The following is a 22,941-nucleotide window of genomic DNA, read 5'->3' as shown; positions in this document are numbered from 1 at the left end:
GGGAGGACCATCACCATGGCCATCACCGACGACCTGCGCAAGACCCTCAGCGACCCCAAGCCGCTCTACTTCGCCGCCGGCACCGCCGATCTGGCGATGCAGCAGGCCAGGAAGGTGCCGGCCCTGGTGGAGCAGCTGCGCACCGAGGCCCCGGCCCGCATCGACGCCGTGCGCAACACCGACCCCAAGGCCGTCCAGGAGCGGGTGACCGTCCGGGTCCGGGAGACGCAGGAGACCCTGCAGGCGAAGGCCAACGAGCTGTTCGGGACGATCGACACCGACCTGAAGAAGCTCGGCGAGACCGCCCAGGACCTGGCGCTGCGCAGCGTGGGCGTCGCCGCCGAGTACGCGGTCAAGGCCCGCGAGACCTACGAGAAGCTCGCCGAGCACGGTGAGCAGGCCGTGAAGACCTGGCGCGGTGACGCCGCCGAGGGCATCGAGGACATCGCGGTGGCCGTCGAGCCGCCGGCCCGGCCGAAGCCCGCGCCCGCCCCGGCCGAGGCCGGGACGGCCGAGAAGCCTGTCGAGGCCAGGCCGGCCGAGGCGAAGGTGACGGAGGCCGCCCCGGCCGAGGCCGCCGTGAAGAAGCCCGCCGCCCCGAAGAAGGCCCCGGCGGCCCGCAAGGCCCCGGCGAAGAAGACGACGCCGCCCGCCAAGTGAGCGGCGTCGCACCCCGCTGAAGCGGGACGGAACGGCACGGGCCGGGCACTTACGCGGTGCCCGGCCCGTTCATCGGGTAGCCGACCGGCGGATGCGGGTACGGTGACGGCGGGAAGACGACGTGGCGCCCGTCGGCGGCGCGGCAAGGACGACGGCGCGGTGGACGAGCCGATTACGGGTGGTGGACGTAGTGCTGATGCAGGGCTTCGCTAACTTCTTGTGGCTGCTGAGCATGGCTCTGATCGTGTTCAGCGGCTTCGCGCTGATCGACGCCGCCACGCGCCGTGAGGACGCCTACCGCGCCGCGGACAAGAAGACCAAGCCGTTCTGGCTGATCGTCCTGGGTCTCGCCTTCGTGGTGAACCTGATCTTCAACATCCTGTCGTTCCTGCCGATCATCGGCCTGATCGCGACGATCGTGTACATGGTCGACGTCCGCCCGGCCCTGAGGTCGCTCCCCGGCGGCGGCCGAGCCCGCAGGGGCTCCAGCAGTGACGGGCCGTACGGGCCGTACAACGGCGGTCGCTGACCGGACCCCGGCACGCCGAAGGGCGGGCGCCCCTGAGTCGTGTCCGCAGGTGCGTCGTGGTTTCTCGCGCAGTTCCCCGCGCCCCTAAAAGGGCGCGGGGAACTGCGCGAACGGCCCAGGACGGCCCGCGGCCGACCCGAAACCTCAGCCGACGCCCGTCACCGGGTGCGGTCCAGCAGCAGTACCGCCACGTCGTCCGTGAGCTCGCCCCCGTTGAGGTCACGCACCTCGTTGACCGCCGTGCGCAGCAGCTCCTCCCCGCTCAGACCCTCGGAGAGCCTGCGGCGGATCAGGTCCACCATGCCGTCCTGGCCCAGCCGCTCCCCGGTGTCGCCGACGCGGCCCTCGATCAGGCCGTCGGTGTAGAGCATCAGGCTCCACTCGGCGCCCAGCTCCACCTGCATCCGCGGCCAGCGGGCGCCGGGCAGCAGCCCGAGGGCGGGGCCGTTGTTGTCGTACGGCAGGAGCCGTGCGGGCATGCCGGGGCGGGCCAGCAGCGGCGAGGGGTGGCCGGCCAGGCAGAGGCCGGCGCGGCGGCCGTCCGGCGCGATGTCCACCGTGCACAGCGTCGCGAAGATCTCGTCGTCCGGACGCTCGTGCTCCAGCACCTGCTGCAGCGTGCTCAGCAGCTGGTCCCCGCACAGCCCGGCCAGGGTCAGCGCCCGCCAGGCGATGCGCAGCTCCACGCCGAGCGCCGCCTCGTCCGGGCCGTGCCCGCAGACGTCGCCGATCATGGCGTGCACGGTCCCGTCGGGCGTGCGGACCACGTCGTAGAAGTCGCCGCCGAGCAGGGCGCGCGAGCGGCCGGGCCGGTAGCGGGCGGCGAACCGCAGCGGGGAGCCGTCCAGCAGGGGCGTCGGCAGCAGGCCGCGCTCGAGCCGGCGGTTCTCCTGGGCGCGCAGCCGGCCCTCGGCGAGGCGCCGCTCCGCGTAGTCGGACCGCTTGCGCTCCACCGCGTAGCGGATGGCGCGGCTCAGCAGCCGCCCGTCCAGCTCGTCGCGGATCAGGTAGTCCTGCGCGCCGACCCGTACGGCCTCGGCGCCTCGCTCGGTGTCGTCCGCGCCGGTGAGGGCGAGGACGGCGTGCCGGGGCGCCAGCTCCAGGACGTGCCGGAGGACGGCCAGCTCGTCGCCGTCGTCCGCCCGGCCGGGCGCGGGCAGCGCCAGGTCCAGCAGGATGCAGTGGACGTCGTCGGTCAGCAGCCGCTCGGCCTCCGTGAGGTTGCGGGCGGTGCGGATGCGAATCGGCCGCCCGGCCTGGTCGAGCAGGTCGGGCACGATCGGCGTGCCGCCGGGGTCGTCCTCGATGAGCAGCAGGGTGAGCTGTGCGGGTGTCGTGGTGGTCGCGGTCTTCGCCGGTTCGGTGGCGGACGGGGTGGCCGCCTCGGCGGCCGCCGTCCGGTTCTCGGGCAACTCCTGGGCGGACTCGTTCGGTGCGGCGACCGTTCCCTGACCACCTTCCGCGGCCGGGATCGCTCTCTGCCGCGGTACGGGTGCGGGCATTGTTCCGGGTTCCTTCCCTCCCCCCGAGGGCATGGCGGGGGCGACGGATCTCGGCCCCGTCCCCCGCGAGCGTCTGACGTGAGCGGGCAGGGGATGCCCCTTCGAACGGGGACCATAGCGGGTGACCGCGCCGCAGCGGAATGGTGTGAACCACGCCGCCCGGCCAACGGCCGCTGTCATATGCCGCGTTTGCTACCGCAGTTGGACAGGCCGGAGATGCTGTGGGGATGACGAACGTCACGTCCACGGGGCGTTGGCCACGAGATCCACGTGCGGTGGGTCACGTGGCCGGTGTCACCGGGCCGTTGGGGCCGCGGAGCTCTGCCCCCGGACGTCACTCCGCGGCCGGATCGGGCCGTACGACGCCGAGGATGGGCATCGAACCGGCCCCGGCGAGCGTCACGGTCCGGCCGGGGCGGGGCGCGTGGACCATGACCCCGTCGCCCACGTACATCCCGACGTGGCTGGCGTCGGCCCAGTAGATGATGAGGTCGCCCGGCCGCATGTCCTCGACGTCGACGCGCTTCAGATGCTGCCACTGCATCTGCGACGTGCGCGGGATGGTCTTCCCCGCGGCCAGCCACGCCTGCGAGGTGAGCCCGGAGCAGTCGAACGTGTTCGGACCCTCCGCTCCCCACTGGTAGGGCTTGCCGATCTGCGCCGTGGCGTACGCCACGGCCTCGCGGCCCTGCGCGGTCGCCTTCGAGGTGAGCTCGTCGAGCACGCCGGAGCTCAGCCAGGTGGCCTGGGCGCGGGCGGCGGCCTGCCGCTCCAGCCGGGCCAGCCGCTCCTTCTCCTCCTGCTCCAGCTCGGCCTCCAGCTTCTCGGCCGCCTCGATCTGCCTCTCGACCCGCTTCTGCGCGGCGGCCTTGACCTTGCGGCCCGCCTCCAGCTTCCGCATCTGCTCCCGGGCGTCCTCGGCGTACTCCTCCAAGTCCCGCTGGGTGCGCGTCATCTCGCCGAGCATGCCCTTGGCCGCGTGCTGTTCCTGCCGGACCCGGCCGGCGCCGTCGAGGAAGTCCTGCGGGTCGTCGCTCAGCACCAGGCGCGCCTCGGGCGGCAGCCCGCCGCCCCGGTACTGCGCGGCCGCCGCGGCGCCCGCGCGGTCCTTGAGGTCGTCCAGCTTCTCCCGGCCCTCGACGATCTTCTTCGCCAGCCGCACGACCTGCGCGGTCTGCTGCCGGGCCTTCTCCTCGGCCGCGTTGTACTCGTCGGTGGCCTTGGCCGCCGCGCGGTAGAGCTTGTCGAGCTTCTTGCGGACGGCCTCGAGCTCCACGTCGCTGGTGACCACGGTGACGCTGGCCGTCGTGCCCGGGTCGGGCGGGGGAGTGGGCGCCGCGAACGCCGTACCGGGCACGGCCAGTACGGTGACCGCGCAGACCACGGTCACGGCCGCCGTCAGCACTCCGCGCTTGCCTGCCCCCATGCGTGCACCCCCGCCTGGTTAATCGTCAGTAACTACACGTGTCCGGGGGGATGCTGCCATCAATGAGCGAGAAACGACAGGGGGTGTGGACAACGCCCCTTCCGCCCCGCCGGTCCTCCTGCGACCGCCGTCCCGGTCGGTGTGACGAACAGGCAGGGGAGATCGTTCCCGGCCGGTACGAACGGAGGCAGAGCCTCCGCCGGCCTCACCACCCACGCGGCGCCAACGCCCCCCACCGTACGGTGACTTCGCCCTGCCGCCACCGCGCCGGGCCGTCCGTCACCGGCCAGTCGGCCGTGAGGTCCCGCACGGTACGGATCCAGCGCTGGCGCGCGCCGTACGAGGCGTAGGGCGCGGCGGCGGCCCAGGCGCGGTCGAAGTCGCGCAGGAAGGCGTGCACCGGCTCGCCGGGGACGTTGCGGTGGATGAGCGCCTTGGGGAGCCGTTCCGCCAGGTCGGAGGGGCGTTCCAGGGAGCCGAGCCGGGTCGCGAAGGTGACCGTGCGCGGCCCTTCGGGGCCGAGCGCGACCCACACGTGCCGGCGTCCGATCTCGTCGCAGGTCCCCTCGACCAGCAGCCCGCCGCGCGATCCGGTCGCCGGGTCGGCCGGGGCGAGCCGCGCGCACAGCCGCCGCCAGACGCCGGCGACCTCCCCCTCGTCGTACTGGCGCAGCACGTTCGCCGCGCGGACCAGCACCGGGCTGCCCGGCACCGGGATCTCGAAGCCGCCGCGCAGGAACACCAGCCCTTCCCGCTCGTACGGCCGTGCCGAGGCGACCCGGGCCGGGTCGATCTCCACGCCCGCCACCCGGGTGCGGGGCGCCGCCGTGCGCAGCCGGTGCAGCAGTTCGAGCGCGGTCCAGGGCGCCGCGCCGTAGCCGAGGTCGACGGCGAGGGGGTCGGCGGCGCGGCGCAGCTCGGCGCCGTGCGCGGCCGCGATCCAGCGGTCCATGCGGCGCAGCCGGTTGGGGTTGGTGGTGCCGCGCGTCACCGTGCCCACGGGGGCGGAGGCGGGACGCGGTGTCATGAGGACGAGGGTACGGGGGTACCCGCCCCCGGATCGCGGCGCGTGCGCCGCCACGGGCACGCATCCCGCAGTCGAACGGTTGAGCTAGTCCAGGCCAAGATTCGGTAAAGACTGCCGTCGGCGGCGTCCCGCGGAAATGGGAACGCAATCTTCCGGCGTTGACGCCGCCGAGGGCCGTACGCCCTCTCCCAGCCGTGCCCGCAGCGAGGAGGAACGCCACGTGAGCCAGTACATCGCGAGGCTCGGGCGGCGCTCCCCCGCCGTACCGCCGCGGCTGCGGCTGCACCGCAGGCCACGCCGCGTGGCGATGCTCTCCGTGCACACCTCACCGCTGCACCAGCCGGGCACCGGCGACGCGGGCGGCATGAACGTCTACATCGTGGAGCTGGCCCAGCGGCTCGCCGCGATCAACATCGAGGTGGAGATCTTCACCCGGGCCACCACGGCCGCCCTTCCGCCCGTCGTCGAGCTCGCGCCCGGCGTCCTCGTCCGGCACGTCGACGCCGGCCCTTACGAGGGACTGGCCAAGGAGGACCTGCCCGCCCAGCTGTGCGCCTTCACCCACGGCGTGATGCAGGCCTGGGCCGGGCACCGTCCCGGCCACTACGACCTGGTCCACTCCCACTACTGGCTCTCCGGCCACGTCGGCTGGCTGGCCGCCCAGCGCTGGGGCGTCCCCCTGGTGCACGCCATGCACACCATGGCCAAGGTCAAGAACGCCAACCTCGCCGACGGCGACACACCCGAGCCCGCCGCCCGCGTGATCGGCGAGACCCAGATCGTCGCCGCCGCGGACCGGCTGATCGCCAACACCACCGAGGAGGCCGGCGAACTCGTCCACCACTACGCCGCCGACCCCGCCAAGGTCGCCGTCGTCCACCCCGGCGTGAACCTCGGCCGCTTCCGCCCCGCCGACGGCCGCGCCGCCGCCCGCGCCCGCCTGGGGCTGCCGAGGGACGCGCTGATCCCGCTCTTCGCCGGCCGTATCCAGCCCCTCAAGGCACCCGACGTGCTGCTGCGCGCGGTGGCCGTGCTGCTCGCCGACCGGCCCGAGCTGCGCTCCCGCGTCTGCGTGCCCGTCGTCGGAGGCCCCAGCGGCAGCGGCCTCGCCAAGCCGGAAGGGCTGCAGAAGCTCGCCGCCCGGCTCGGCATCGCCGACGTCGTCCACTTCCACCCGCCGGTCGGGCAGGAGGAGCTCGCGGACTGGTTCCGCGCCGCGTCCGTGCTGGTCATGCCGTCGTACAGCGAGTCGTTCGGGCTGGTCGCCATAGAGGCGCAGGCGTCCGGCACCCCGGTGCTCGCCGCGGCCGTCGGCGGCCTCCCGGTCGCCGTGCGCGACGAGGAGACCGGCTTCCTGATCCAGGGCCACGACCCGGCCGCCTACGCGCGCGTCCTGCGCGACCTCGCCGACCGGCCGGAGCTCGCCGCACGCATGGGCGAGGCCGCCGCCCGGCACGCCCAGTCCTTCGGCTGGGACACCGCGGCCGCCGCCACGGCCGACGTGTACACGGCCGCGACCCACGCCCACCGCCGTCACGTACGCTCCCACCATGGCTGACACGGAAGCGGAGCAGCGGGCGGCACGGATCGTCGAGGGCGTGCTGAAGGACGCCGAGCTGGAGTGGGAGAGCCCGGCGCCCGGGAACTACGTGGTGAAACTCCCCGGCACCCGCAAGCTGTCCACGACGGTCTCCCTGATCGTCGGCCGGCACACCCTGTCCCTCAACGCCTTCGTCATCCGCCACCCCGACGAGAACGAGACCGGCGTCCACCGCTGGCTCCTGGAGCGCAACCTCAAGCTGTTCGGCGTGAGTTACGCCGTCGACCCGCTCGGCGACATCTACGTCACCGGCCGCCTGCCGCTGCCCGCGATCACCCCCGAGGAACTCGACCGGCTGCTCGGGCAGGTCCTGGAGGCCGCCGACGGCAGCTTCAACACCCTGCTGGAGCTGGGCTTCGCCTCCGCGATCCGCAAGGAGTACGCCTGGCGCGTCTCGCGAGGCGAGTCGACCCGCAACCTGGACGCGTTCACGCATCTGCTGGAGCGGCCCTCGGAGGGCTGACTCCCCGGGACGTGTGCGCCCGAGCTGTGGTGGGGGTCCGAACTGGCGTGCGAGGGCGGGCTGTTAGCCTGCCGCGATCCGGGCCCCGGACACAGGGGTCCCATGCATGAAGAGGACGTGCATGCGCACTGGCAGATCCGCCCTGGCGGCGGTGCTCGGCGGAACGATCGCCCTCGGGGCGCTGACCGCTCAGCCCGCCCAGGCCGCCGACACCGGCATCAGGGTGTCGAAGGTGGTCGTGAACAAGGGCAAGCCCATCGTGGTGGGTACCACCGAGACGAAGTACCCGACGGTCAGCTTCCGGGTGACCTGGCCCGCCGGGCACACCATCAGCACCGCGTCGGCCATGCCGTTCATGTATCACGGCACGACGGCGGTCAGGGCCTACGAGGGACCGGGCAACCAGGTCTTCCTCCATGACATGATCACGTGCAACGAGGACGGTTCGCGCGCCGCGAACTGCGAGGGGACACTGCGCATCCGGCCCCGCGAGAACCTCGACTCGGCCGCGGACGCCGCGACATGGAAGCTGGCGTTCGTCGCCCTCCTGGACGTGAAGGGAAAGACCAGGCACGAGTACCTGAACAGCTCGGCCACCCTCCAGGTCAAGCGGGCCGCCCGGGCCACGGTCAACGCCTCGCCGGAGCCGGTGGTCAAGAACAGGACGCTCACCGTCACGGGCAAGCTGACGCGCGCCGACTGGGCGAGGCGCGCCTACTCCGCCTACGGCGGCAAGGCGGCCCGGCTCGAGTTCCGCAAGGCGGGCACCACCGCATGGACGGCGGTCAGGACGGTGCGGGCGAACTCCGCCGGGTCCTTGAAGACCACGGTGAAGGCGACCGCGGACGGCTACTGGCGCTGGATGTTCGGCCAGACGACCACGACGGGCGGAGCGACGTCGGCGGCGGACTACGTCGACGTGAGGTGACGCCTACGCCGTCGGGGGTTCGCGTGTGAGGACCCCCGACGGCGTGTTTTCTCAGGGGCGTTCCGCGCTCCGGTACCGTCCCGGAGTGACCCCCACGAGCCGGCGGAAGTGCCGGGTCAGGTGGGCCTGGTCGTAGAAGCCGGCGGCGGCCGCGACGTCGCTCGGCGGCCGCCCCTCCAGCAGCAGCCGCCGCGCCCGCCCGACCCGCCTGGACGTCAGGTACTGGTGCGGCGGGATGCCGTACGCGGTGCTGAACGCCCGTACCAGATGCGCGGGATGGGCCGACAGCTCGGCGCCCGCCTCCGCCAGCGTGAGCCCGTCGGCCACCCGCGCGTCGAGCAACTCCCGCAGCCGCCGCGCCAGTACGGGGTCGGGGCGGCGGGGCGCGGGCGGCTCCCGCGACTCCAGGTGCTCCCGCAGCCGCTCCCCGACCAGCGTCAGCCGGCTCTCCGCCTCCAGCTCGTCCCCCGGCCGCACCAGCGCGGAGTGCACCTGCCCGACGCGCCGGCGCAGCAGCGGATCGCGCAGGTCGGGGCGGTCCACGGCGGCCCCGATGAGGTCGTCGCCGAGCCGGCTGGAGTCCAGGTACAGCACGCGCTTGCGGAAGCCCTCGGCCGTGGCCGGTTCACCGTTGTGCGGGACGTGCGGCGGCAGCAGGGTCACGGTGTCGTCCGGGGTGCCGTGCTCGTGCCGGTCCAGGTCGTACCGCACGGCGCCGGAGTCGACGATCAGCAGCGTCCAGGCGTCGTGGACGTGCATCGGATAGGCGTACTCGGTGAACCGGGCGTGGAACACCTCGACGACACCGGGGACGGGGGGCCGCCAGGCGGTGACGCTCGCGGGGGCCGGTTCCGGGGGCGGGGATGCCGGGGGGGATGCCGGGGCAGGCATGCAAACAACGTACAAGACCGGGGACGGCCCCGGACGGCAGTCTCACGGCATGAGCACGAGCACCCGTTTCGACACGAAGATCGCCGTCCTGCTGCGCGAGGACCTGGAGCCCTGGCAGCGCCTCAACGTCACCGCGTTCCTGGTCAGCGGCCTCGGCACACAGCTCCCCGAACTGATCGGGCAGCCGTACGAGGACGCGGACGGCGTGCCGTACCTGCCGATGTTCCGCCAGCCGGTGCTGGTCTTCCAGGGCGCCAAGGAGGTCCTGAGGGCGGCCCACGAACGCGCCCTCTCCCGCGCCCTGCCGCGCGCGGTCTTCACCTCCGACCTCTTCGCCACCGGCCACGACGACGCCAACCGCGCGGCGGTCCGCGCCGTCCCCACCACCGACCTGGACCTGGTCGGCCTCGCCGTCCACGGCCCGCGCAACGCGGTGGACAAGGTGCTGAAGGGGGCGCGGATGCATCCGTGAGGGCGGATGCGTGACGCAGTGAGGGCGGGCGCGACGCCGTCGGGGCGGATGCGTGACGCCGTGAAGGCGGATGCGTGACGACGGACGTGAGGACGCGCACGTGAGGACGCGCACGTGAGGATGGGCGCGGGGATGCGCCGCGTACGCTCTTTCCGTGCCCGCACCCCGTCTCCACCGCGTCGCCGTCCTGGTGCTCGAGGGCGCGAAGCCGCTCGACGTCGGGATCCCCGCGCAGGTCTTCACGACCCGCGCGAGCATGCCGTACGAGGTGCGGGTGTGCGGGGCGGCGCCCGGCCCGGTGACCGGCGGGGACGGTCTCGCGTACGCCGTCTCGCACGGCCTCGACGCACTGGAGTGGGCCGACATCGTCTTCGTCCCCGGGTACCGCTTCCCGGACCGGGAGGATCCGCCGGCGGCCGTCGTCGACGCGCTGGTCGCCGCGCACGAGCGGGGCGCGCGGCTCGCCGCGATCTCGACGGGCGCGTTCGCGCTGGCCGCCACCGGCCTGCTGGACGGGCGGCGCGCCACCACGCACTGGCACTACACGCGCGCCCTGATGGCCCGGTACCCGCGGATCAAGGTCGACGAGAACGTGCTGTTCGTCGACGAGGGCAGCGTGCTCACCTCGGCGGGCGCCGCCTCCGGGATCGACCTGTGCCTGCACATCCTGCGCGGCGACCTCGGGGTGGCCGCGTCCAACCACGCGGCCCGGCGGCTGGTCGCGGCGCCGTACCGCAGCGGGGGCCAGGCCCAGTACGTGCCGCGCAGCGTGCCCGAGCCGCTGGGGGAGCGGTTCGCGGCGACGCGGGAGTGGGCGCTGCACCGGCTGGGCGATCCGCTCACCCTGGAGGTGCTGGCGCGGCAGGCGGGGGTGTCGCCGCGGACGTTCTCCCGGCGGTTCGTGGAGGAGACCGGCTACACGCCGATGCAGTGGGTGATGCGCGCCCGCGTCGACCTGGCCCGCGAGCTGCTGGAACGCTCGCAGCGCAGTGTCGAGCAGATCGCCGCCGACACGGGGCTCGGCACCGGGGCGAATCTGCGGCTGCACTTCCAGCGGATCCTCGGGACGACGCCTAGCGAGTACCGGCGCACCTTCACGCGGGGCGAGTGATCACCAGCGAGCCGGGGCCGCAGGGCGTCGGGGGCCATTGGCAGGATCCTTGTGAACCATGGCGATCCCGCCACTGTCACCGGCGCCCCCGGCGCGCGAGCCTGGACGGCGAGAGGAAGGGACACCACTCATGACTCGCATCGCCATCAACGGATTCGGCCGCATCGGACGCAACGTGCTGCGCGCCCTGCTGGAGCGGGACACCGCCCTGGAGGTCGTCGCCGTCAACGACCTGACCGAGCCGGCCGCCCTCGCCCGGCTGGTCGCCTTCGACAGCACCGCCGGCCGCCTCGGACGCCCGGTGAGCGTCGACGGCGACACCCTCGTCGTGGACGGCCGCCGGATCAAGGTGCTGGCCGAACGCGAACCGGCCGAGCTGCCCTGGGCCGAGCTGGACGTCGACCTCGTGCTGGAGGCCACCGGCCGCTTCACCTCGGCCAAGGCCGCCCGCGCCCACCTCGACGCGGGCGCGCGGAAGGTACTCGTGAGCGCGCCCTCGGACGGCGCGGACGTGACGCTGGCGTACGGCGTGAACACGGACGCGTACGACGCGGAGCTGCACACGATCGTCTCCAACGCGTCCTGCACCACCAACGCGCTCGCGCCGCTGGCGGCCGTCCTCGACGACCTGGCCGGCATCGAGCACGGGTTCATGACGACCGTGCACGCCTACACGCAGGAGCAGAACCTCCAGGACGGCCCGCACCGCGACCCGCGCCGCGCCCGCGCCGCCGGCGTCAACATCGTGCCGACCACGACCGGCGCCGCGAAGGCGATCGGCCTGGTGCTGCCGAACCTCGACGGCAAGCTGTCCGGCGACTCGATCCGCGTGCCGGTGCCGGTGGGGTCGATCGTCGAGCTCAACACGACGGTCTCCCGTGACGTGATGCGCGACGAGGTGCTGGCCGCGTACCGCACGGCCGCGGAGGGCCCGCTGGCCGGTGTCCTCGAGTACTCGGAGGACCCGCTGGTGTCGTCGGACATCACCGGGAACCCGGCGTCGTCCATCTTCGACTCGGCCCTCACCCGCGTCGACGGCCGCCACATCAAGGTGGTGGCCTGGTACGACAACGAGTGGGGCTTCTCCAACCGGGTCATCGACACGCTGGAGCTGCTGGCACGGGGCTGAGCCGCAGTCCGCGGCAAGGTGGCAAGGCGTGGCACCCGGTGGCACGCCTTGCTACCGTTGTCGGTATGAGCGCTCAGCCGGAAATCACCCAGCGGGATCTGCGGAACCGGTCCCGGGAGATCATGGACGCCGTACAGAGCGGTCAGTCGTTCACCGTCACCCGCGACGGTCACCCGATCGGGCAGCTCGTCCCGCTGCGCAGGCGCCGTCGCTTCGTCTCACGCCGGGAGTTCGCCGCGATGTCCAAGGCGGCTCCGGACATCGACATCGACACCTTCCGCGCCGACCAGGACGCCACGGCGGACACCTACCTGGACGACCCGTATGCCCGCTGAGCGCACGACGTACGAGCAAGGGCTCCTCGACACCGACATCGTGATCCTGCGGCGCTGGGTCGATCCCGAGGAGCTGCCGGACGAGATGGCGATCACCGCCGTCACTCTGGCGGAACTGTCGGCCGGCCCGCACGAGGTCCGCCGCAACGACGAGCAGAGCGTCTACGACGAGCACGTCGAACGCGCCCGCAGGCTGGACGTCCTCCAGCGCGCCGAGAACGAGTTCGACCCCATCCCCTTCGGCGCCGAGGCCGCCCGCATCTACGGCCGCATCTGCGCGGCGGTGATCAGCGCGGGCCGCAAGCCGCGCCGTCGGATCGCCGACCTGATGATCGCCTCGATCGCCGTGGCCGAGGACCTGCCGCTGTTCACCACGAACCCCGACGACTTCAAGGAGCTGGACGACCTCCTCACCGTCGTTCCGGTCGGCCGCCCGCGAGTGCCGCACGAGCGCTGAGGCGGACGGTACAGCCTGCTGTACCGCGAACAGGGGTGCCTCCCGGCGCGACGCCGGACCTCGCGCTTCCTAGCGTGGAGAACACGGAAACGACATCCCAACTCCCGGCAGGAGCAGGCATCATGACCACCACCCACCCCAAGGCGTCCGACAGCCCCGCGACCAACTCCGCGACCCACACGGCCCTGTGGGCCCTCGTGGCCGTGAGCGGCGTGGCGAACCTCGTCTCGTCCGTCGCCCAGGCGCCCCTCGTCGTGAACCTGGCCACCGGCCTGGTCACCCTCGCCGCCCTGACGGCCCTCGGCGCCCGCCACCTCCGCGCCCGGCGCACGCGCGTCTGGCTCCGCCGCGCGGAAGTTGATCAAGATGGCATGATGAAAACGTTCACGAAACCCAGCTGAACGAGTACGACCGCCGTCAGAACCTCAGCCCTGCGGGCAGCCTGCTGGTGCTGCTCTTCCTGGGCCGGACCCTGATCGCCCCGCTGATCTCGTTCCACAACACCGGCAAGGCCATCGCCAACGGGCAGCGCGCGGCCGGTCTCCAGGTGACGTGCAGCCCCGCCGCGAGCACCTGGCCGGCCTTCGCCTTCGGCATCAACGTCTGGTACATGCAGCGCGAACTGAACCGCGTGACCCAGGCGTACCCGGGCGCGACCCCGGGCGCCCAGGTCCCCCTGGCGGTCTGACCCCGCTCCCCTGCACGGCCCACGGCATCCGTCCCCCCCCCCGGACGCCGTGGGCGGTGGTGTCTCAGGGCCCGGCATGATGCCCCCATGCTCAACCTGATCCACCTGGCCGACGACAGCGGCCGAAGCGTCTCGGTACGCATCCTGGGCCGTGCCCAGCCCGGCATCCTGACCGGCCACGACTTCCTCGACGCCGAGATCGTCGTGACGGCCGGCGAGAACCTCGGCGCGACCTTCCCGGTGACCCTCCTCCCCGAAGACCTGGAGGACTGGGAGGAGACCTTGGCGCGCCTGGAAGCCGGCGAACCCACCAGGTGGCTCGACTCCGGCAGAACCCCGTCCGTGGAGTTCGACTCCCCGACGACCGGCGCCCTCCTCGTCTCCGTCCGCGACGAACCGGCAACAGGAGCTGCCGTCACCGTCCCGTTGACGCCTCTGCCGCCGACCTGGACCGCCGACCAACGGCGTCGTCTCGCCGGGGTACGCGAGGCGTACCCCCAAGAGGTGGTCGAGACGTCACTCGGCGCGTACGAGTGGCGGCACGGCCACCCGACGGCGGAACCGGAGGCGACCGGCCGAAGCGGGCTGTCCTGACGACTGTCAGGACGGGCGGTGAGCCGGGCCGATCGATGGGCGGCTACTACCCGAACTTCGCCCATCGCCCCTCGGAGATGACGTCGACGGTACCGTCGACGACCCTGACGGCTGTCTGCTCGTCGATGGCGTAGGCCGGGACGCCGATGTCGGCGGCCCAGCGCTCCGCGTCGGCCATGGTGTTCTGCGGGAACGCGTCCAGGTGCGGGAAGACCGAGAAGTCGACGACTCCCAGGGTGCGGTCGTCCGGTGCGGACGGCCACTCGACGAAGTACGCCCCGATCCGCGGCGTCATCACCATGCTTCCGGCGCTCACTCCCACCCAGACCGTGTCGGGCAGCGAGGGCAGCAGATCCGCCAGCCCGGATTCCCGCATCCAGTGGCACAGGTAGGTCGCGTCGCCGCCGTCGACCAGCAGTACGTCGGCGTCCCGGACCCAGGGGACCCATCGGTCCGTGCCGATGGTCGGCAGTGCGGTGAGTTCGAGGATGCCGAGCGTCCCCCACCCCAGACCGGTCAGGTGCTGCCACAACGGCTCCGCGGCCGCGAGGCCCCGCACCGATGCCGGACCGCACATCGGGTGACCCCACTGTGCCGTCGGGACGCAGAGCGCACGGCACTCGTCGATCGGCTTGCCAAGAAGCTGCACGAGTGCCGACCGGATGCTCGGATTCGTGACGCCGCCCGACGTGAGCAAGAGCTTCAAGGTGCCTCCAGATGCGCGCGGAAGGTGGACACACCTGAGGACTCCGGACCGTGCCCAAACTCATCGGGCCACTGCGGATCAAGGCGGCATGGGGAATGTCGCGGCTGCTCGACTCGGGGGCTAGGGTGCTCGCCATGGCTTTGGACCGAGAAGGCGTGAGGCTGCCCCGACTGAGGTCGGCCCACGTCGCACGGCGAGGGGTCGTCTTCGGCCTGCTGGGCGTGGTGCCGCTCGTGGTGGTGACTCTGAGCATCAGCGGCCACAGCGATCGAGAGCAATTTCTGGCTGTCTTCAGTCTGTTGGGGTTCCTCGGTGGGCTCTTCCTTATGGTGGGTGTTGGCTTCTGGTGGCTCAGCAAGGAGGACATCCGACGCCTGCGGGACTGGGGTACCATCACGACGCAGGCTGCCTCGGTCACAGTCATCGGCCCGGTGTTCGTACGCTCCGGGTTGTGTCTCCTCGTCACGGGGGCTGCCGCTTTCGGGCTGTACCACCTCGTGGACGCCGCGTCGTACGGCAGTTGGCTGTACGGCTAGAACGCGCGCTGGCCCCACGGAGGGCCCAAGCTTCCGCTCATCGGGCCTCTTCGGAGGCGGTTTCCCCGACCGTCGTAACTCACTGGGCGAGCGTAGGCACTCGACCACCGCGAGCCTAGGCGAATGGTCGAGGCGCGGCCTCGGCGGCTCGACTGCTTCCCCCGCTGTTCCCCGCCAGATCTGGTGCGGTGATGGTGCATGCCGCTCGTCACCAACCTGTTCGGTCAGCACATCTAGGCCACCTAACGCTTCTGCGCCCGGTAGCGCTTCATCAGCGCAGTGATGCGTGCGTGGTCGGCCTGGGCGTTGAGCTCGGCCACAGGATCGTCAGGACACAACTCGTAGAGATCGCTCCATTGTCGACGTCCCCGGTCGCCCCAGATCCGGTAACCACCCGGCACGCCCTGGGCGACGTAGCGTCTTCTGCTCACGGTTCCCCGTTTCCGGCCGACCCTCGTACCGTCCTTTACGAGTCATCCCTGAACAGTCGTGGGCGGCGCCGAACGGGACGGAAACTGAGACGGCGGGGGACAGGCCGAGTCCTCCCGTGTGTTGCTCATCCTGCCTGTGTTTCGTCCACCTGTGCGCCGAGGTCAACGGTGTCTGCGGACGGTGGTGCCTTGATGGTCGCCGGCTGGTTAACGTCGAGGAAGGTGAAGGTCAAGTCGAGGGGTTCGCCGTCGACGATCTCCAGCGGCTTGCCCTCGCCGCTCCGCGCGGCGTATGTATCGCCCCGCATGCGGAACTGCCTGGTGTGGTTGTCGTCGCCGATCCACAGATCCATGGTGAGCGTGCCCTCGATGCGTAGCGCAGCGAACTGATCAAGGCTGTTGATCTGGCGCTCCCGAGCCGCCTCGCTGGCGGCAGCGTCACGGGCGGCGCCGATGCCGCTACTGGTGACGGTTCCTCTGTAGTGAGTGGTCCGGGTCCCGTCGATCGTCTCCATCCCGATGCTTCGCACGTCCTTGGACGCGGTCAGGATCGTGGACTGCACGGCTGGGTTGCCTTCGATCTGACGCGGCAGTATGCCGTAGGACTGGTTGTCCCCCGCGCTGCGTCCCCATACAGCAGGGTCGGCGCTGAACCAGCTCTTGCCGTCCAGCTTCTCGAAGTCGATCGCACTCCCGCTCACGTACATCACTTCGTCGACGAACCGGACCTCCAGATGGCGGTCTCTACCCTGGTCGGTCGCGTTCATCTTCATACTCATGGTCAGGGGTTCCGTGTTCATGGATGCCTCGGCCTCCAGCCGGCCCATATCCGGCACGGTCCCGGTGACCCGGTAGTGGAGCGACGTGATGCGCTCGGAGTTCGTCGCCGCCTTCGCCACGGCCGTAGCGGGCGTCACCCTGGGCGAGCCCTGATGCGGAGAGTTGCTCGCCGGGCCCTCTCCGCAGGCACTCGTTCCCCCAGCGAGCAACACAACGGCGAAGGTCGCGCTCGTCACTCTGATTGGTACACAACCGTGCGATGACATCGTCAAATTCCCCCGGAATTGAGGTGGCTGACCCAAGCCAAGGCTGTGAGCGTATCCCGGCGCCTGCCCGGTGATCCTCGCAACCTGTGTGCCTCCCGGTCCGTCCGGCCACCGACGGTCGACAAGAAGCGCATCGTGCCCTGGACGCCCGAGCGGGTCTTCGCCGTCCGGGCCGCCATGCCCGAGCGCTACACCGACCGGGCCGGCCGTATGCGGAGTCCCGAGAGAACGGCATGCACGCGCTGCGCCGCTTCTACGCCTCAGTGCTCCTGGACGCGGGCGAGAACATCAAGGCCCTCGCCGAGTACCTCGGCCACTCGGACCCGGGCCTGACGCTCCGCGTGTACGCGCACCTGATGCCGTCCAGTCAGGAGCGGACCCGCAAAGCCGTGGCCGCTGTCTTCGACGCTATCCAAACCGTGCGACTGGACGGCTGAGGGCTCGTAGGCTTTGAAGCGGATAAGGGCGGGGAGAGGCAGGGTGGACAAGTACTTCTTGCTGGTGTGCGACGACGTGCCCCACGACGTGGTGCTCTCCGACCCCGGCGTCCGCGTGATGGACGTCGTCCAGGTCGTGCGTCGGCTGACGGGACTGAGCCTCTGGCGCAGCAAGGTCCTGGCTACGCAGGTTCCCGCGGTCCTTCTCGCCGGCGTGCCCGAAGAAGAGGCAGCGGCAGCCGTCTCGGCCCTGTGTGATGCGGGAGCCCGGGCGGAGACGCGAGAACGGCCGGAGCCGCCCCCCCCCCCGAAACACTGAGCACGGCCCGATCAACTGGCTGACGGCCCAGAGGCAGCGAAAAGCCCCCTACCGGCGGAGAACCCGCAGGTAGGGGGCTTACGCATAAGTCCTAACAGCCCTTACTTCTTGCCCTGGTTCTTCACAGCCTCGATCGCCGCCGCCGCGGCCTCCGGGTCGAGGTACTTGCCGCCCGGGGTGACCGGCTTGAAGTCGGCGTCGAGTTCGTAGTACAGGGGGATGCCCGTCGGGATGTTGAGGCCCGCGATGTCGGCGTCCGAGATACCGTCCAGGTGCTTGACCAGCGCGCGGAGGCTGTTGCCGTGGGCGGCGATCAGGACCGTGCGGCCGGACAGGAGGTCCGGGACGACCGAGTCGAACCAGTACGGCAGCATGCGGACGACGACGTCCTTCAGGCACTCCGTCTGCGGACGCAGCTCCGGCGGGAGGGTCGCGTAGCGCGGGTCGGAGAACTGGGAGTACTCGGCGTCGCGGTCGAGCGCCGGCGGCGGGGTGTCGTAGGAGCGGCGCCACAGCATGAACTGCTCCTCGCCGAACTCCGCGAGCGTCTGCGCCTTGTCCTTGCCCTGGAGGGCGCCGTAGTGACGCTCGTTCAGGCGCCAGCTGCGGCTGACCGGGATCCACAGGCGGTCCGCGGCCTCCAGCGCGAGCTGGGCCGTGCGGATCGCGCGCTTCTGGAGCGAGGTGTGGAGCACGTCGGGCAGCAGGCCGGCTTCCTTGAGCAGCTCGCCGCCGCGCGTCGCCTCCTTCTCGCCCTTCGCGGTGAGGTTGACGTCCACCCAGCCGGTGAACAGGTTCTTCTCGTTCCACTCGCTCTCGCCGTGGCGGAGGAGGATCAGCTTGTACGGTGCGTCGGCCATGTGCCCGAGCGTAATCGACGCCCCGCACGGCCCGCGCGCCCTGCCCGCCTGGCGGACGGTTGACGGGATCTGTTAATCGGGTGGCCACCGGCAGGCCCGGCTTCGTAAGTTGTGCTAGCTGCTTCAGCCACTTACACGTCATCCCGGGCCGTGCCCGGGCGCCAGGGGGAGCCACCCATGTCAGTCACCGGAGTCAGACGTGCCCTGAGCGAGTCCGTCTCAGGGCTTCCCCGCGCCTTCTGGTGGCTGTGGGCCAGCACCCTGGTCAACCGGCTCGGCGCCTTCGTCGCCACCTTCATGGCGATCTACCTCACCCTCGACCGCGGCTACTCCGCCTCCTACGCCGGTCTCGTCGTCGCGCTGCACGGGCTCGGCGGGGTGATCTCCTCCCTCGGCGCCGGCGTCATGACCGACCGGCTCGGGCGGCGGCCCACCCTGCTCGTCGCCCAGACCGCGACCGCGCTGTCCGTCGCCCTGCTCGGCTTCGTCCACGACCCCGTCGCCATCGCGGCCGTCGCCTTCCTCGTCGGCATGGCGTCCAGCGCCTCCCGGCCCGCCGTGCAGGCGATGATGGCGGACATCGTGCGGCCGGAGGACCGTATCCGGGCCTTCTCCCTCAACTACTGGGCGATCAACCTCGGTTTCGCGATCTCCTCCGTGGGCGCCGGCTTCATCGCCGAGGTCAGCTACCTCGCCGGCTTCCTCATCGAGGCCGGGATGACCCTCCTCTGCGCGGTGCTGGTCTTCGTGAAGCTGCCGGAATCCCGGCCCGGGCAGCCGGCCGCCGGTCCCGCCGCGACGGGCGAGGACTCCGTCTCCCTCGGGACCGTGCTGCGCGACGGCCGGTTCATGGGCGTCGTCGGGCTGTCCTTCCTCGTCGCCCTCATCTTCCAGCAGGGCTACCTGGGACTCCCGGTCGCCATGGGCGAGGCCGGCTTCACGCCCGCCGACTTCGGCATGGCCATCGCCGTCAACGGCGTCCTGATCGTCGTCCTCCAGCTGCCCGTGACCCGCCTGATCGAGCACCGCGACCCGCGCCGGATGCTCGTCGTCTCCTCACTGCTCGCCGGGTACGGCTTCGGGCTCACCGCCTTCGCCGGGTCGGTCGGCGTCTTCGCCCTCACCGTCTGCGTGTGGACGCTCGCCGAGATCGTCAACGCGCCCGTCCAGACCGGCCTGGTCGTGCGGCTCTCCCCGGTGCACGGACGCGGGCGCTACCAGGGCGTCTACACCTCGTCCTGGGCGGTCGCCGCGCTCGTCGCCCCGCTGCTGTCCGGCTTCGTCATCGACCGCTGGGGCGCCGCCTGGCTGTGGGGGACCTGCGCCGTCGTCGGCACGGTCGCCGCCCTCGGGTACGGGCTGCTCATGCGGCGGCTGCCGGAGGACGCGGACGCGGGCATCGGAGGCGGCACCGAGCCCGTGAAGCCGTCCCCCCGGTCCGCACAGCCCGCCGAGCAGACCGCTTAGGACGCCCGTACGCCGCGGGCCCGCCCGCCGTCACCGGCGGGCGGGGCCGTGTACGTCCGTCATCTCACCCGCACTGGCACGGGCTGCCCGACTGGCAGCCGCAGCCGCAGCCCGAACCGCAGCCGCAGGCGGCGATCAGGGTGAGGTTCCTCACCTCGGCGGGTTGCTCGGTCTCGCGCTCCTGCGTGGGGTCGGGCGTCGTGCCGGGGGATTCGGCCATGGGTCCCTCCTCGGGCTGGGGCCTGCGCACACCTGCTCCCCATTGCACGCCCGGTCGGCCGGGCGCATCAACGGCGCATCGGGGGCGGCGGAAGCTCACCCACGCCTCCGGCCGACCCCCGCACGCCGTACGGACCCGGTACGCCGTGCGGACCCGGTAGGCCGTACCGGAGGCCTCAGCTGCCCTCCGCCCCCTGCACCGGCGCGATCTCCGGCTGCAGGTCCGCCTGGATCTCGTCCGCGTGCTCGCCGGTGACCAGGTACACCACCCGCTTGGCCACCGACACCGCGTGGTCCGCGAACCGCTCGTAGTAGCGGCCCAGCAGGGTGACGTCCACCGCCGTCTCGATGCCGTGCTTCCAGCGGTCGTCCATCAGGTGCTGGAAGAGGGTGCGGTGCAGCAGGTCCATCGCGTCGTCGTCCTGCTCCAGCTGGAGTGCCAGGTCGACGTCCTTGGTGATGATCACCTCCGCCGCCTTCGCCATCAGACGCTGGGCGAGCTGGCCCATCTCCAGGATCGTGGCGTGCAGGTCCCGCGGCACCCCGCGCTCGGGGTAGCGCAGCCGCGCCAGCTTCGCCACGTGCTGGGCGAGGTCGCCCGAGCGCTCCAGGTCCGCGGACATGCGCAGCGAGGTGACGACGATCCGCAGGTCGGTCGCCACCGGCTGCTGCCGGGCCAGCAGGGCGATCGCCCGCGCCTCCAGGTCGTGCTGCAGTTCGTCGACCTTCTGGTCGGCCTCGATCACGCTCTCCGCGAGCTTCAGATCGGCGTCGAGGATGGCGGTCGTGGCGCGCCCGATCGCCGATCCGACCAGCCGGGCCATCTCCACCAGACCGTCGCCGATCGAATCCAGTTCCTCGTGGTACGCGTCCCGCATCGGAATTCCTCTCGTGCGTCTCTGTCCGGTCGTGCGTCCCTGTCCGGGCTGTCCGGGTCCGGGCTCTGAGGGCCTTGGGCCCCACCCACGCTCCCACGTTCCGTCCGCCACGCGTCCGGTTCCGTCACCTCGCGTGAACCGGCCCTGGCCTGTAGGTGAACTCTGGGCGACGAGTGTCCGAGGTCGCCCACCGAGCGCTGTGGGCAGCGCTCGCGCCATGCCTAACCTTGACGCATGGACGTGAACGCGGCGGTCGCCGCAGCGGCTGCGATCGCCGGACTGCTCACCGGCGTCATCGCCATGCTGGCGTTCCGCGTCAGTGAACGCGAACAGCGGCGCCCCACCCGCACCTCGCTGCACACCGACGCCGTGCTCCCGCCCGGCGTCGACACCGTGCTCTCCGTGCTGCGCTCGTCCGCCGTGGTCCTCGACGAACACGACGGCGTGGTGAAGGCCAGCTCCGCCGCGTACGCCCTCGGCCTGGTCCGCGGCGGCAAGCTCGCCGTGGAGCCGATGCTGAAGATGGCCCGTGACACCCGGCGGGACGGCGAGATACGGCAGGTCGAGCTGGACCTGCCGCGCCGGGGGACCGGGCGCGGCGAGGCCCTCGCGGTGTCCGCGCGGGTGGCGCCGCTCGGCTCCCGGCTGGTGCTGCTGCTGGTGGAGGACCTCACCGAGGCCCGCCGCATCGAGGCCGTACGGCGCGACTTCGTCGCCAACGTCAGCCATGAGCTCAAGACCCCCGTCGGGGCGCTGTCCCTGCTGTCCGAGGCCGTGATGGACGCCTCCGACGACCCCGAGGCCGTGGAGCGGTTCGCGGGGCGTATGCAGATCGAGGCGACCCGGCTGACCAACCTGGTGCAGGAGCTGATCGACCTCTCCCGGGTGCAGAACGACGACCCGCTGGAGGACGCCGAGCCGGTCCCGGTCCGGGAACTGGTCGCCGAGGCCGTCGACCGGTGCCGGCACCAGGCGGGCACCAAGGAGATCACCATGGCCGCCGCGGGCGCCGCCGACCTGCGGGTCTGGGGCAACCGCGGCCAGCTCGCCGCCGCGCTCGGCAACCTCGTCGAGAACGCGGTCAACTACTCGCCCGCCCGCACCCGCGTGGGCATCGCGGTCCGTTCGGTCGCGCAGCCCGGCGGGGACCTGATCGAGATCGCCGTGACCGACCAGGGCATCGGCATCTCCGACAAGGACAAGGAGCGCATCTTCGAGCGCTTCTACCGCGTCGACCCCGCCCGCTCCCGTGCCACCGGCGGCACGGGGCTGGGCCTCGCGATCGTGAAACACGTGGCCGCCTCGCACGGCGGTGAGGTCACGGTGTGGAGCGCCGAGGGCCAGGGCTCCACCTTCACCCTGCGGCTTCCGGAGGCCCGTGCGGCCCGCGGCCGCCGGGCGTCCGAGCGGGACGACTCCGAGGGCCTCGACGGCGAGGCCGGAGGGACGTCCCACCCCTCCCCCCACTCGTCCGATCCATCCGCGTACGCAACGCTTCCCTCCCCGGAGGTCCTTCCGTGACCCGAGTGCTCGTCGTCGAGGACGAGGAGTCCTTCTCCGACGCCCTGTCGTACATGCTCCGCAAGGAGGGCTTCGAGGTCGCCGTGGCGACCACCGGGCCCGACGGACTCGACGAGTTCGACCGCAACGGGGCCGACCTCGTCCTGCTCGACCTGATGCTGCCCGGGCTGCCGGGCACCGAGGTGTGCCGTCAGCTGCGCGGCCGCTCCAACGTCCCCGTGATCATGGTGACCGCCAAGGACAGCGAGATCGACAAGGTGGTCGGCCTCGAGATAGGCGCCGACGACTACGTCACCAAGCCGTTCTCCTCGCGTGAGCTGGTCGCGCGGATCCGCGCGGTGCTGCGCCGGCGCGGCGAGCCCGAGGAGACCGCCCCGGCGGCCCTGGAGGCGGGCCCGGTGCGGATGGACGTCGACCGGCATGTGGTGACCGTCGGCGGCACCAAGATCGACCTGCCGCTGAAGGAGTTCGACCTGCTGGAGATGCTGCTGCGCAACGCGGGCCGGGTGCTGACCCGGATGCAGCTCATCGACCGGGTGTGGGGCGCGGACTACGTGGGGGACACCAAGACCCTCGACGTCCATGTGAAGCGTCTGCGCGCCAAGATCGAGCCGGACCCGGGCGCGCCCCGCTATCTGGTGACCGTGCGCGGCCTGGGCTACAAGTTCGAGCCGTAGACCGCGGGCCTTGGGCAGCGGGCCGGTGCGAC

At 71.8% G+C, this 22,941-nt stretch carries 28 protein-coding genes and 1 pseudogene; 19 read left to right on the top strand and 10 right to left on the bottom strand.

Annotated features, from left to right (window positions below):
* Positions 1 to 15 precede the first annotated feature (15 nt).
* Both MTR79_RS31750 and MTR79_RS31745 read left to right on the top strand, forming a co-directional pair.
* Positions 16 to 660, top strand: a complete 645-nt coding sequence (locus MTR79_RS31750) for a hypothetical protein (RefSeq protein ID WP_244792734.1) — start codon at positions 16 to 18, stop codon at positions 658 to 660.
* 196 nt (positions 661 to 856) lie between these two features.
* Positions 857 to 1,189, top strand: a complete 333-nt coding sequence (locus MTR79_RS31745) for a DUF2516 family protein (protein ID WP_078493156.1) — start codon at positions 857 to 859, stop codon at positions 1,187 to 1,189.
* A 158-nt stretch (positions 1,190 to 1,347) separates the two neighbouring features.
* On the opposite strand, the gene MTR79_RS31740 is transcribed toward MTR79_RS31745, so the two are convergent.
* The 3 genes from MTR79_RS31740 to MTR79_RS31730 all read right to left on the bottom strand — a co-directional run bounded on the left by MTR79_RS31740 (position 1,348) and on the right by MTR79_RS31730 (position 5,144).
* A complete protein-coding gene (locus tag MTR79_RS31740) occupies positions 1,348 to 2,691 on the bottom strand; it encodes a fused response regulator/phosphatase (protein WP_244792731.1) in 1,344 nt (447 codons plus the stop codon).
* Between the two features lie 334 nt (positions 2,692 to 3,025).
* Complete coding sequence (locus tag MTR79_RS31735; protein ID WP_086700835.1) at positions 3,026 to 4,117, bottom strand: C40 family peptidase; 1,092 nt, start codon at positions 4,115 to 4,117, stop codon at positions 3,026 to 3,028.
* Positions 4,118 to 4,322: 205 nt separating this feature from the next.
* Positions 4,323 to 5,144, bottom strand: a complete 822-nt coding sequence (locus tag MTR79_RS31730) for a class I SAM-dependent methyltransferase (RefSeq protein ID WP_244792729.1) — start codon at positions 5,142 to 5,144, stop codon at positions 4,323 to 4,325.
* A gap of 220 nt (positions 5,145 to 5,364) precedes the next feature.
* Between MTR79_RS31730 and mshA the strand changes: the two genes are divergently transcribed.
* The 3 genes from mshA to MTR79_RS31715 all read left to right on the top strand — a co-directional run bounded on the left by mshA (position 5,365) and on the right by MTR79_RS31715 (position 8,135).
* Positions 5,365 to 6,702 carry a D-inositol-3-phosphate glycosyltransferase gene (gene mshA / locus MTR79_RS31725; RefSeq protein WP_048458990.1) on the top strand — a complete coding sequence of 446 codons (1,338 nt, stop codon included), beginning with the start codon at positions 5,365 to 5,367 and terminating at the stop codon, positions 6,700 to 6,702.
* Positions 6,695 to 7,207 carry a YbjN domain-containing protein gene (locus tag MTR79_RS31720; protein WP_086700832.1) on the top strand — a complete coding sequence of 171 codons (513 nt, stop codon included), beginning with the start codon at positions 6,695 to 6,697 and terminating at the stop codon, positions 7,205 to 7,207. The genes mshA and MTR79_RS31720 overlap by 8 nt, the downstream gene beginning before the upstream one ends.
* A gap of 121 nt (positions 7,208 to 7,328) precedes the next feature.
* On the top strand, positions 7,329 to 8,135 hold the full coding sequence (locus MTR79_RS31715; RefSeq protein ID WP_244792727.1) for a hypothetical protein: 807 nt from the start codon (positions 7,329 to 7,331) through the stop codon (positions 8,133 to 8,135).
* Between the two features lie 51 nt (positions 8,136 to 8,186).
* Here MTR79_RS31715 and MTR79_RS31710 read toward each other — a convergent pair whose 3' ends face one another.
* Positions 8,187 to 9,026, bottom strand: a complete 840-nt coding sequence (locus MTR79_RS31710; protein WP_244792725.1) for an AraC family transcriptional regulator — start codon at positions 9,024 to 9,026, stop codon at positions 8,187 to 8,189.
* Positions 9,027 to 9,075: 49 nt separating this feature from the next.
* On the opposite strand from MTR79_RS31710, the gene MTR79_RS31705 reads away from it, so the two are divergent.
* From MTR79_RS31705 to MTR79_RS31670, 8 genes are all read left to right on the top strand, one after another.
* Positions 9,076 to 9,498: a DUF2000 domain-containing protein gene (locus MTR79_RS31705; protein ID WP_048458993.1), complete on the top strand. Its 423-nt coding sequence runs from the start codon at positions 9,076 to 9,078 to the stop codon at positions 9,496 to 9,498.
* A gap of 154 nt (positions 9,499 to 9,652) precedes the next feature.
* Positions 9,653 to 10,609, top strand: a complete 957-nt coding sequence (locus tag MTR79_RS31700; protein WP_244792723.1) for a helix-turn-helix domain-containing protein — start codon at positions 9,653 to 9,655, stop codon at positions 10,607 to 10,609.
* Positions 10,610 to 10,739: 130 nt separating this feature from the next.
* Positions 10,740 to 11,738 carry a type I glyceraldehyde-3-phosphate dehydrogenase gene (gap, locus tag MTR79_RS31695; protein WP_244792721.1) on the top strand — a complete coding sequence of 333 codons (999 nt, stop codon included), beginning with the start codon at positions 10,740 to 10,742 and terminating at the stop codon, positions 11,736 to 11,738.
* A gap of 65 nt (positions 11,739 to 11,803) precedes the next feature.
* Positions 11,804 to 12,073, top strand: coding sequence for a type II toxin-antitoxin system prevent-host-death family antitoxin (locus MTR79_RS31690; RefSeq protein WP_244792719.1), 270 nt, complete (start codon positions 11,804 to 11,806; stop codon positions 12,071 to 12,073).
* Entirely contained in the window at positions 12,063 to 12,530 is a 468-nt protein-coding gene (locus MTR79_RS31685; protein WP_189366276.1) for a type II toxin-antitoxin system VapC family toxin, read from the top strand. The genes MTR79_RS31690 and MTR79_RS31685 overlap by 11 nt, the downstream gene beginning before the upstream one ends.
* Before the next feature lie 122 nt (positions 12,531 to 12,652).
* A complete protein-coding gene (locus tag MTR79_RS31680) occupies positions 12,653 to 12,931 on the top strand; it encodes a hypothetical protein (protein WP_244792717.1) in 279 nt (92 codons plus the stop codon).
* A 47-nt stretch (positions 12,932 to 12,978) separates the two neighbouring features.
* Positions 12,979 to 13,218 carry a hypothetical protein gene (locus MTR79_RS31675; RefSeq protein WP_244792715.1) on the top strand — a complete coding sequence of 80 codons (240 nt, stop codon included), beginning with the start codon at positions 12,979 to 12,981 and terminating at the stop codon, positions 13,216 to 13,218.
* Positions 13,219 to 13,305: 87 nt separating this feature from the next.
* On the top strand, positions 13,306 to 13,812 hold the full coding sequence (locus MTR79_RS31670) for a DUF5959 family protein (protein WP_086701345.1): 507 nt from the start codon (positions 13,306 to 13,308) through the stop codon (positions 13,810 to 13,812).
* A gap of 46 nt (positions 13,813 to 13,858) precedes the next feature.
* Here MTR79_RS31670 and MTR79_RS31665 read toward each other — a convergent pair whose 3' ends face one another.
* Positions 13,859 to 14,518: a Type 1 glutamine amidotransferase-like domain-containing protein gene (locus MTR79_RS31665; RefSeq protein ID WP_244792712.1), complete on the bottom strand. Its 660-nt coding sequence runs from the start codon at positions 14,516 to 14,518 to the stop codon at positions 13,859 to 13,861.
* A 50-nt stretch (positions 14,519 to 14,568) separates the two neighbouring features.
* Between MTR79_RS31665 and MTR79_RS31660 the strand changes: the two genes are divergently transcribed.
* Positions 14,569 to 15,054 carry a DUF6336 family protein gene (locus MTR79_RS31660; RefSeq protein WP_244792710.1) on the top strand — a complete coding sequence of 162 codons (486 nt, stop codon included), beginning with the start codon at positions 14,569 to 14,571 and terminating at the stop codon, positions 15,052 to 15,054.
* Positions 15,055 to 15,296: 242 nt separating this feature from the next.
* Here MTR79_RS31660 and MTR79_RS31655 read toward each other — a convergent pair whose 3' ends face one another.
* On the bottom strand, positions 15,297 to 15,485 hold the full coding sequence (locus tag MTR79_RS31655; protein ID WP_244792708.1) for a hypothetical protein: 189 nt from the start codon (positions 15,483 to 15,485) through the stop codon (positions 15,297 to 15,299).
* Positions 15,486 to 15,610: 125 nt separating this feature from the next.
* Entirely contained in the window at positions 15,611 to 16,384 is a 774-nt protein-coding gene (locus MTR79_RS31650) for a hypothetical protein (RefSeq protein ID WP_348538749.1), read from the bottom strand.
* Positions 16,385 to 16,606: 222 nt separating this feature from the next.
* On the opposite strand from MTR79_RS31650, the pseudogene MTR79_RS31645 reads away from it, so the two are divergent.
* Positions 16,607 to 16,968, top strand: a pseudogene (locus MTR79_RS31645) (tyrosine-type recombinase/integrase); the annotation flags it as partial.
* Positions 16,969 to 17,011: 43 nt separating this feature from the next.
* A complete protein-coding gene (locus MTR79_RS31640; RefSeq protein WP_244792704.1) occupies positions 17,012 to 17,287 on the top strand; it encodes a ribosomal protein L7/L12 in 276 nt (91 codons plus the stop codon).
* Between the two features lie 101 nt (positions 17,288 to 17,388).
* On the opposite strand, the gene MTR79_RS31635 is transcribed toward MTR79_RS31640, so the two are convergent.
* The gene (locus MTR79_RS31635; protein ID WP_244792702.1) at positions 17,389 to 18,147 is read right to left on the bottom strand and encodes a phosphoglyceromutase; all 759 of its coding nucleotides are present in this window, start codon (positions 18,145 to 18,147) and stop codon (positions 17,389 to 17,391) included.
* Positions 18,148 to 18,324: 177 nt separating this feature from the next.
* On the opposite strand from MTR79_RS31635, the gene MTR79_RS31630 reads away from it, so the two are divergent.
* Positions 18,325 to 19,614 carry an MFS transporter gene (locus MTR79_RS31630; RefSeq protein ID WP_244792700.1) on the top strand — a complete coding sequence of 430 codons (1,290 nt, stop codon included), beginning with the start codon at positions 18,325 to 18,327 and terminating at the stop codon, positions 19,612 to 19,614.
* A gap of 64 nt (positions 19,615 to 19,678) precedes the next feature.
* Here MTR79_RS31630 and MTR79_RS31625 read toward each other — a convergent pair whose 3' ends face one another.
* Together MTR79_RS31625 and phoU are read right to left on the bottom strand one after the other, a co-directional pair.
* On the bottom strand, positions 19,679 to 19,834 hold the full coding sequence (locus tag MTR79_RS31625; RefSeq protein ID WP_006133908.1) for a hypothetical protein: 156 nt from the start codon (positions 19,832 to 19,834) through the stop codon (positions 19,679 to 19,681).
* A 175-nt stretch (positions 19,835 to 20,009) separates the two neighbouring features.
* The gene (phoU, locus tag MTR79_RS31620) at positions 20,010 to 20,711 is read right to left on the bottom strand and encodes a phosphate signaling complex protein PhoU (RefSeq protein WP_048459013.1); all 702 of its coding nucleotides are present in this window, start codon (positions 20,709 to 20,711) and stop codon (positions 20,010 to 20,012) included.
* Positions 20,712 to 20,945: 234 nt separating this feature from the next.
* Here phoU and MTR79_RS31615 point away from each other — a divergent pair, with 234 nt between their 5' ends.
* Positions 20,946 to 22,232 carry an ATP-binding protein gene (locus tag MTR79_RS31615; protein ID WP_048459014.1) on the top strand — a complete coding sequence of 429 codons (1,287 nt, stop codon included), beginning with the start codon at positions 20,946 to 20,948 and terminating at the stop codon, positions 22,230 to 22,232.
* Positions 22,229 to 22,909 (top strand): response regulator transcription factor, encoded by a 681-nt coding sequence (locus tag MTR79_RS31610; RefSeq protein ID WP_026243695.1) that lies wholly within the window; start codon positions 22,229 to 22,231, stop codon positions 22,907 to 22,909. Before MTR79_RS31615 ends, MTR79_RS31610 begins: the two co-directional genes overlap by 4 nt.
* Positions 22,910 to 22,941 lie beyond the last annotated feature (32 nt).

The sequence above is a fragment of the Streptomyces sp. BJ20 genome (assembly GCF_022869105.1).
Classification (GTDB): Bacteria; Actinomycetota; Actinomycetes; order Streptomycetales; family Streptomycetaceae; genus Streptomyces; species Streptomyces griseoincarnatus.
Note: the sequence above shows the minus strand (reverse complement) of the source record. Positions and strands in the feature narration are given on the sequence as shown.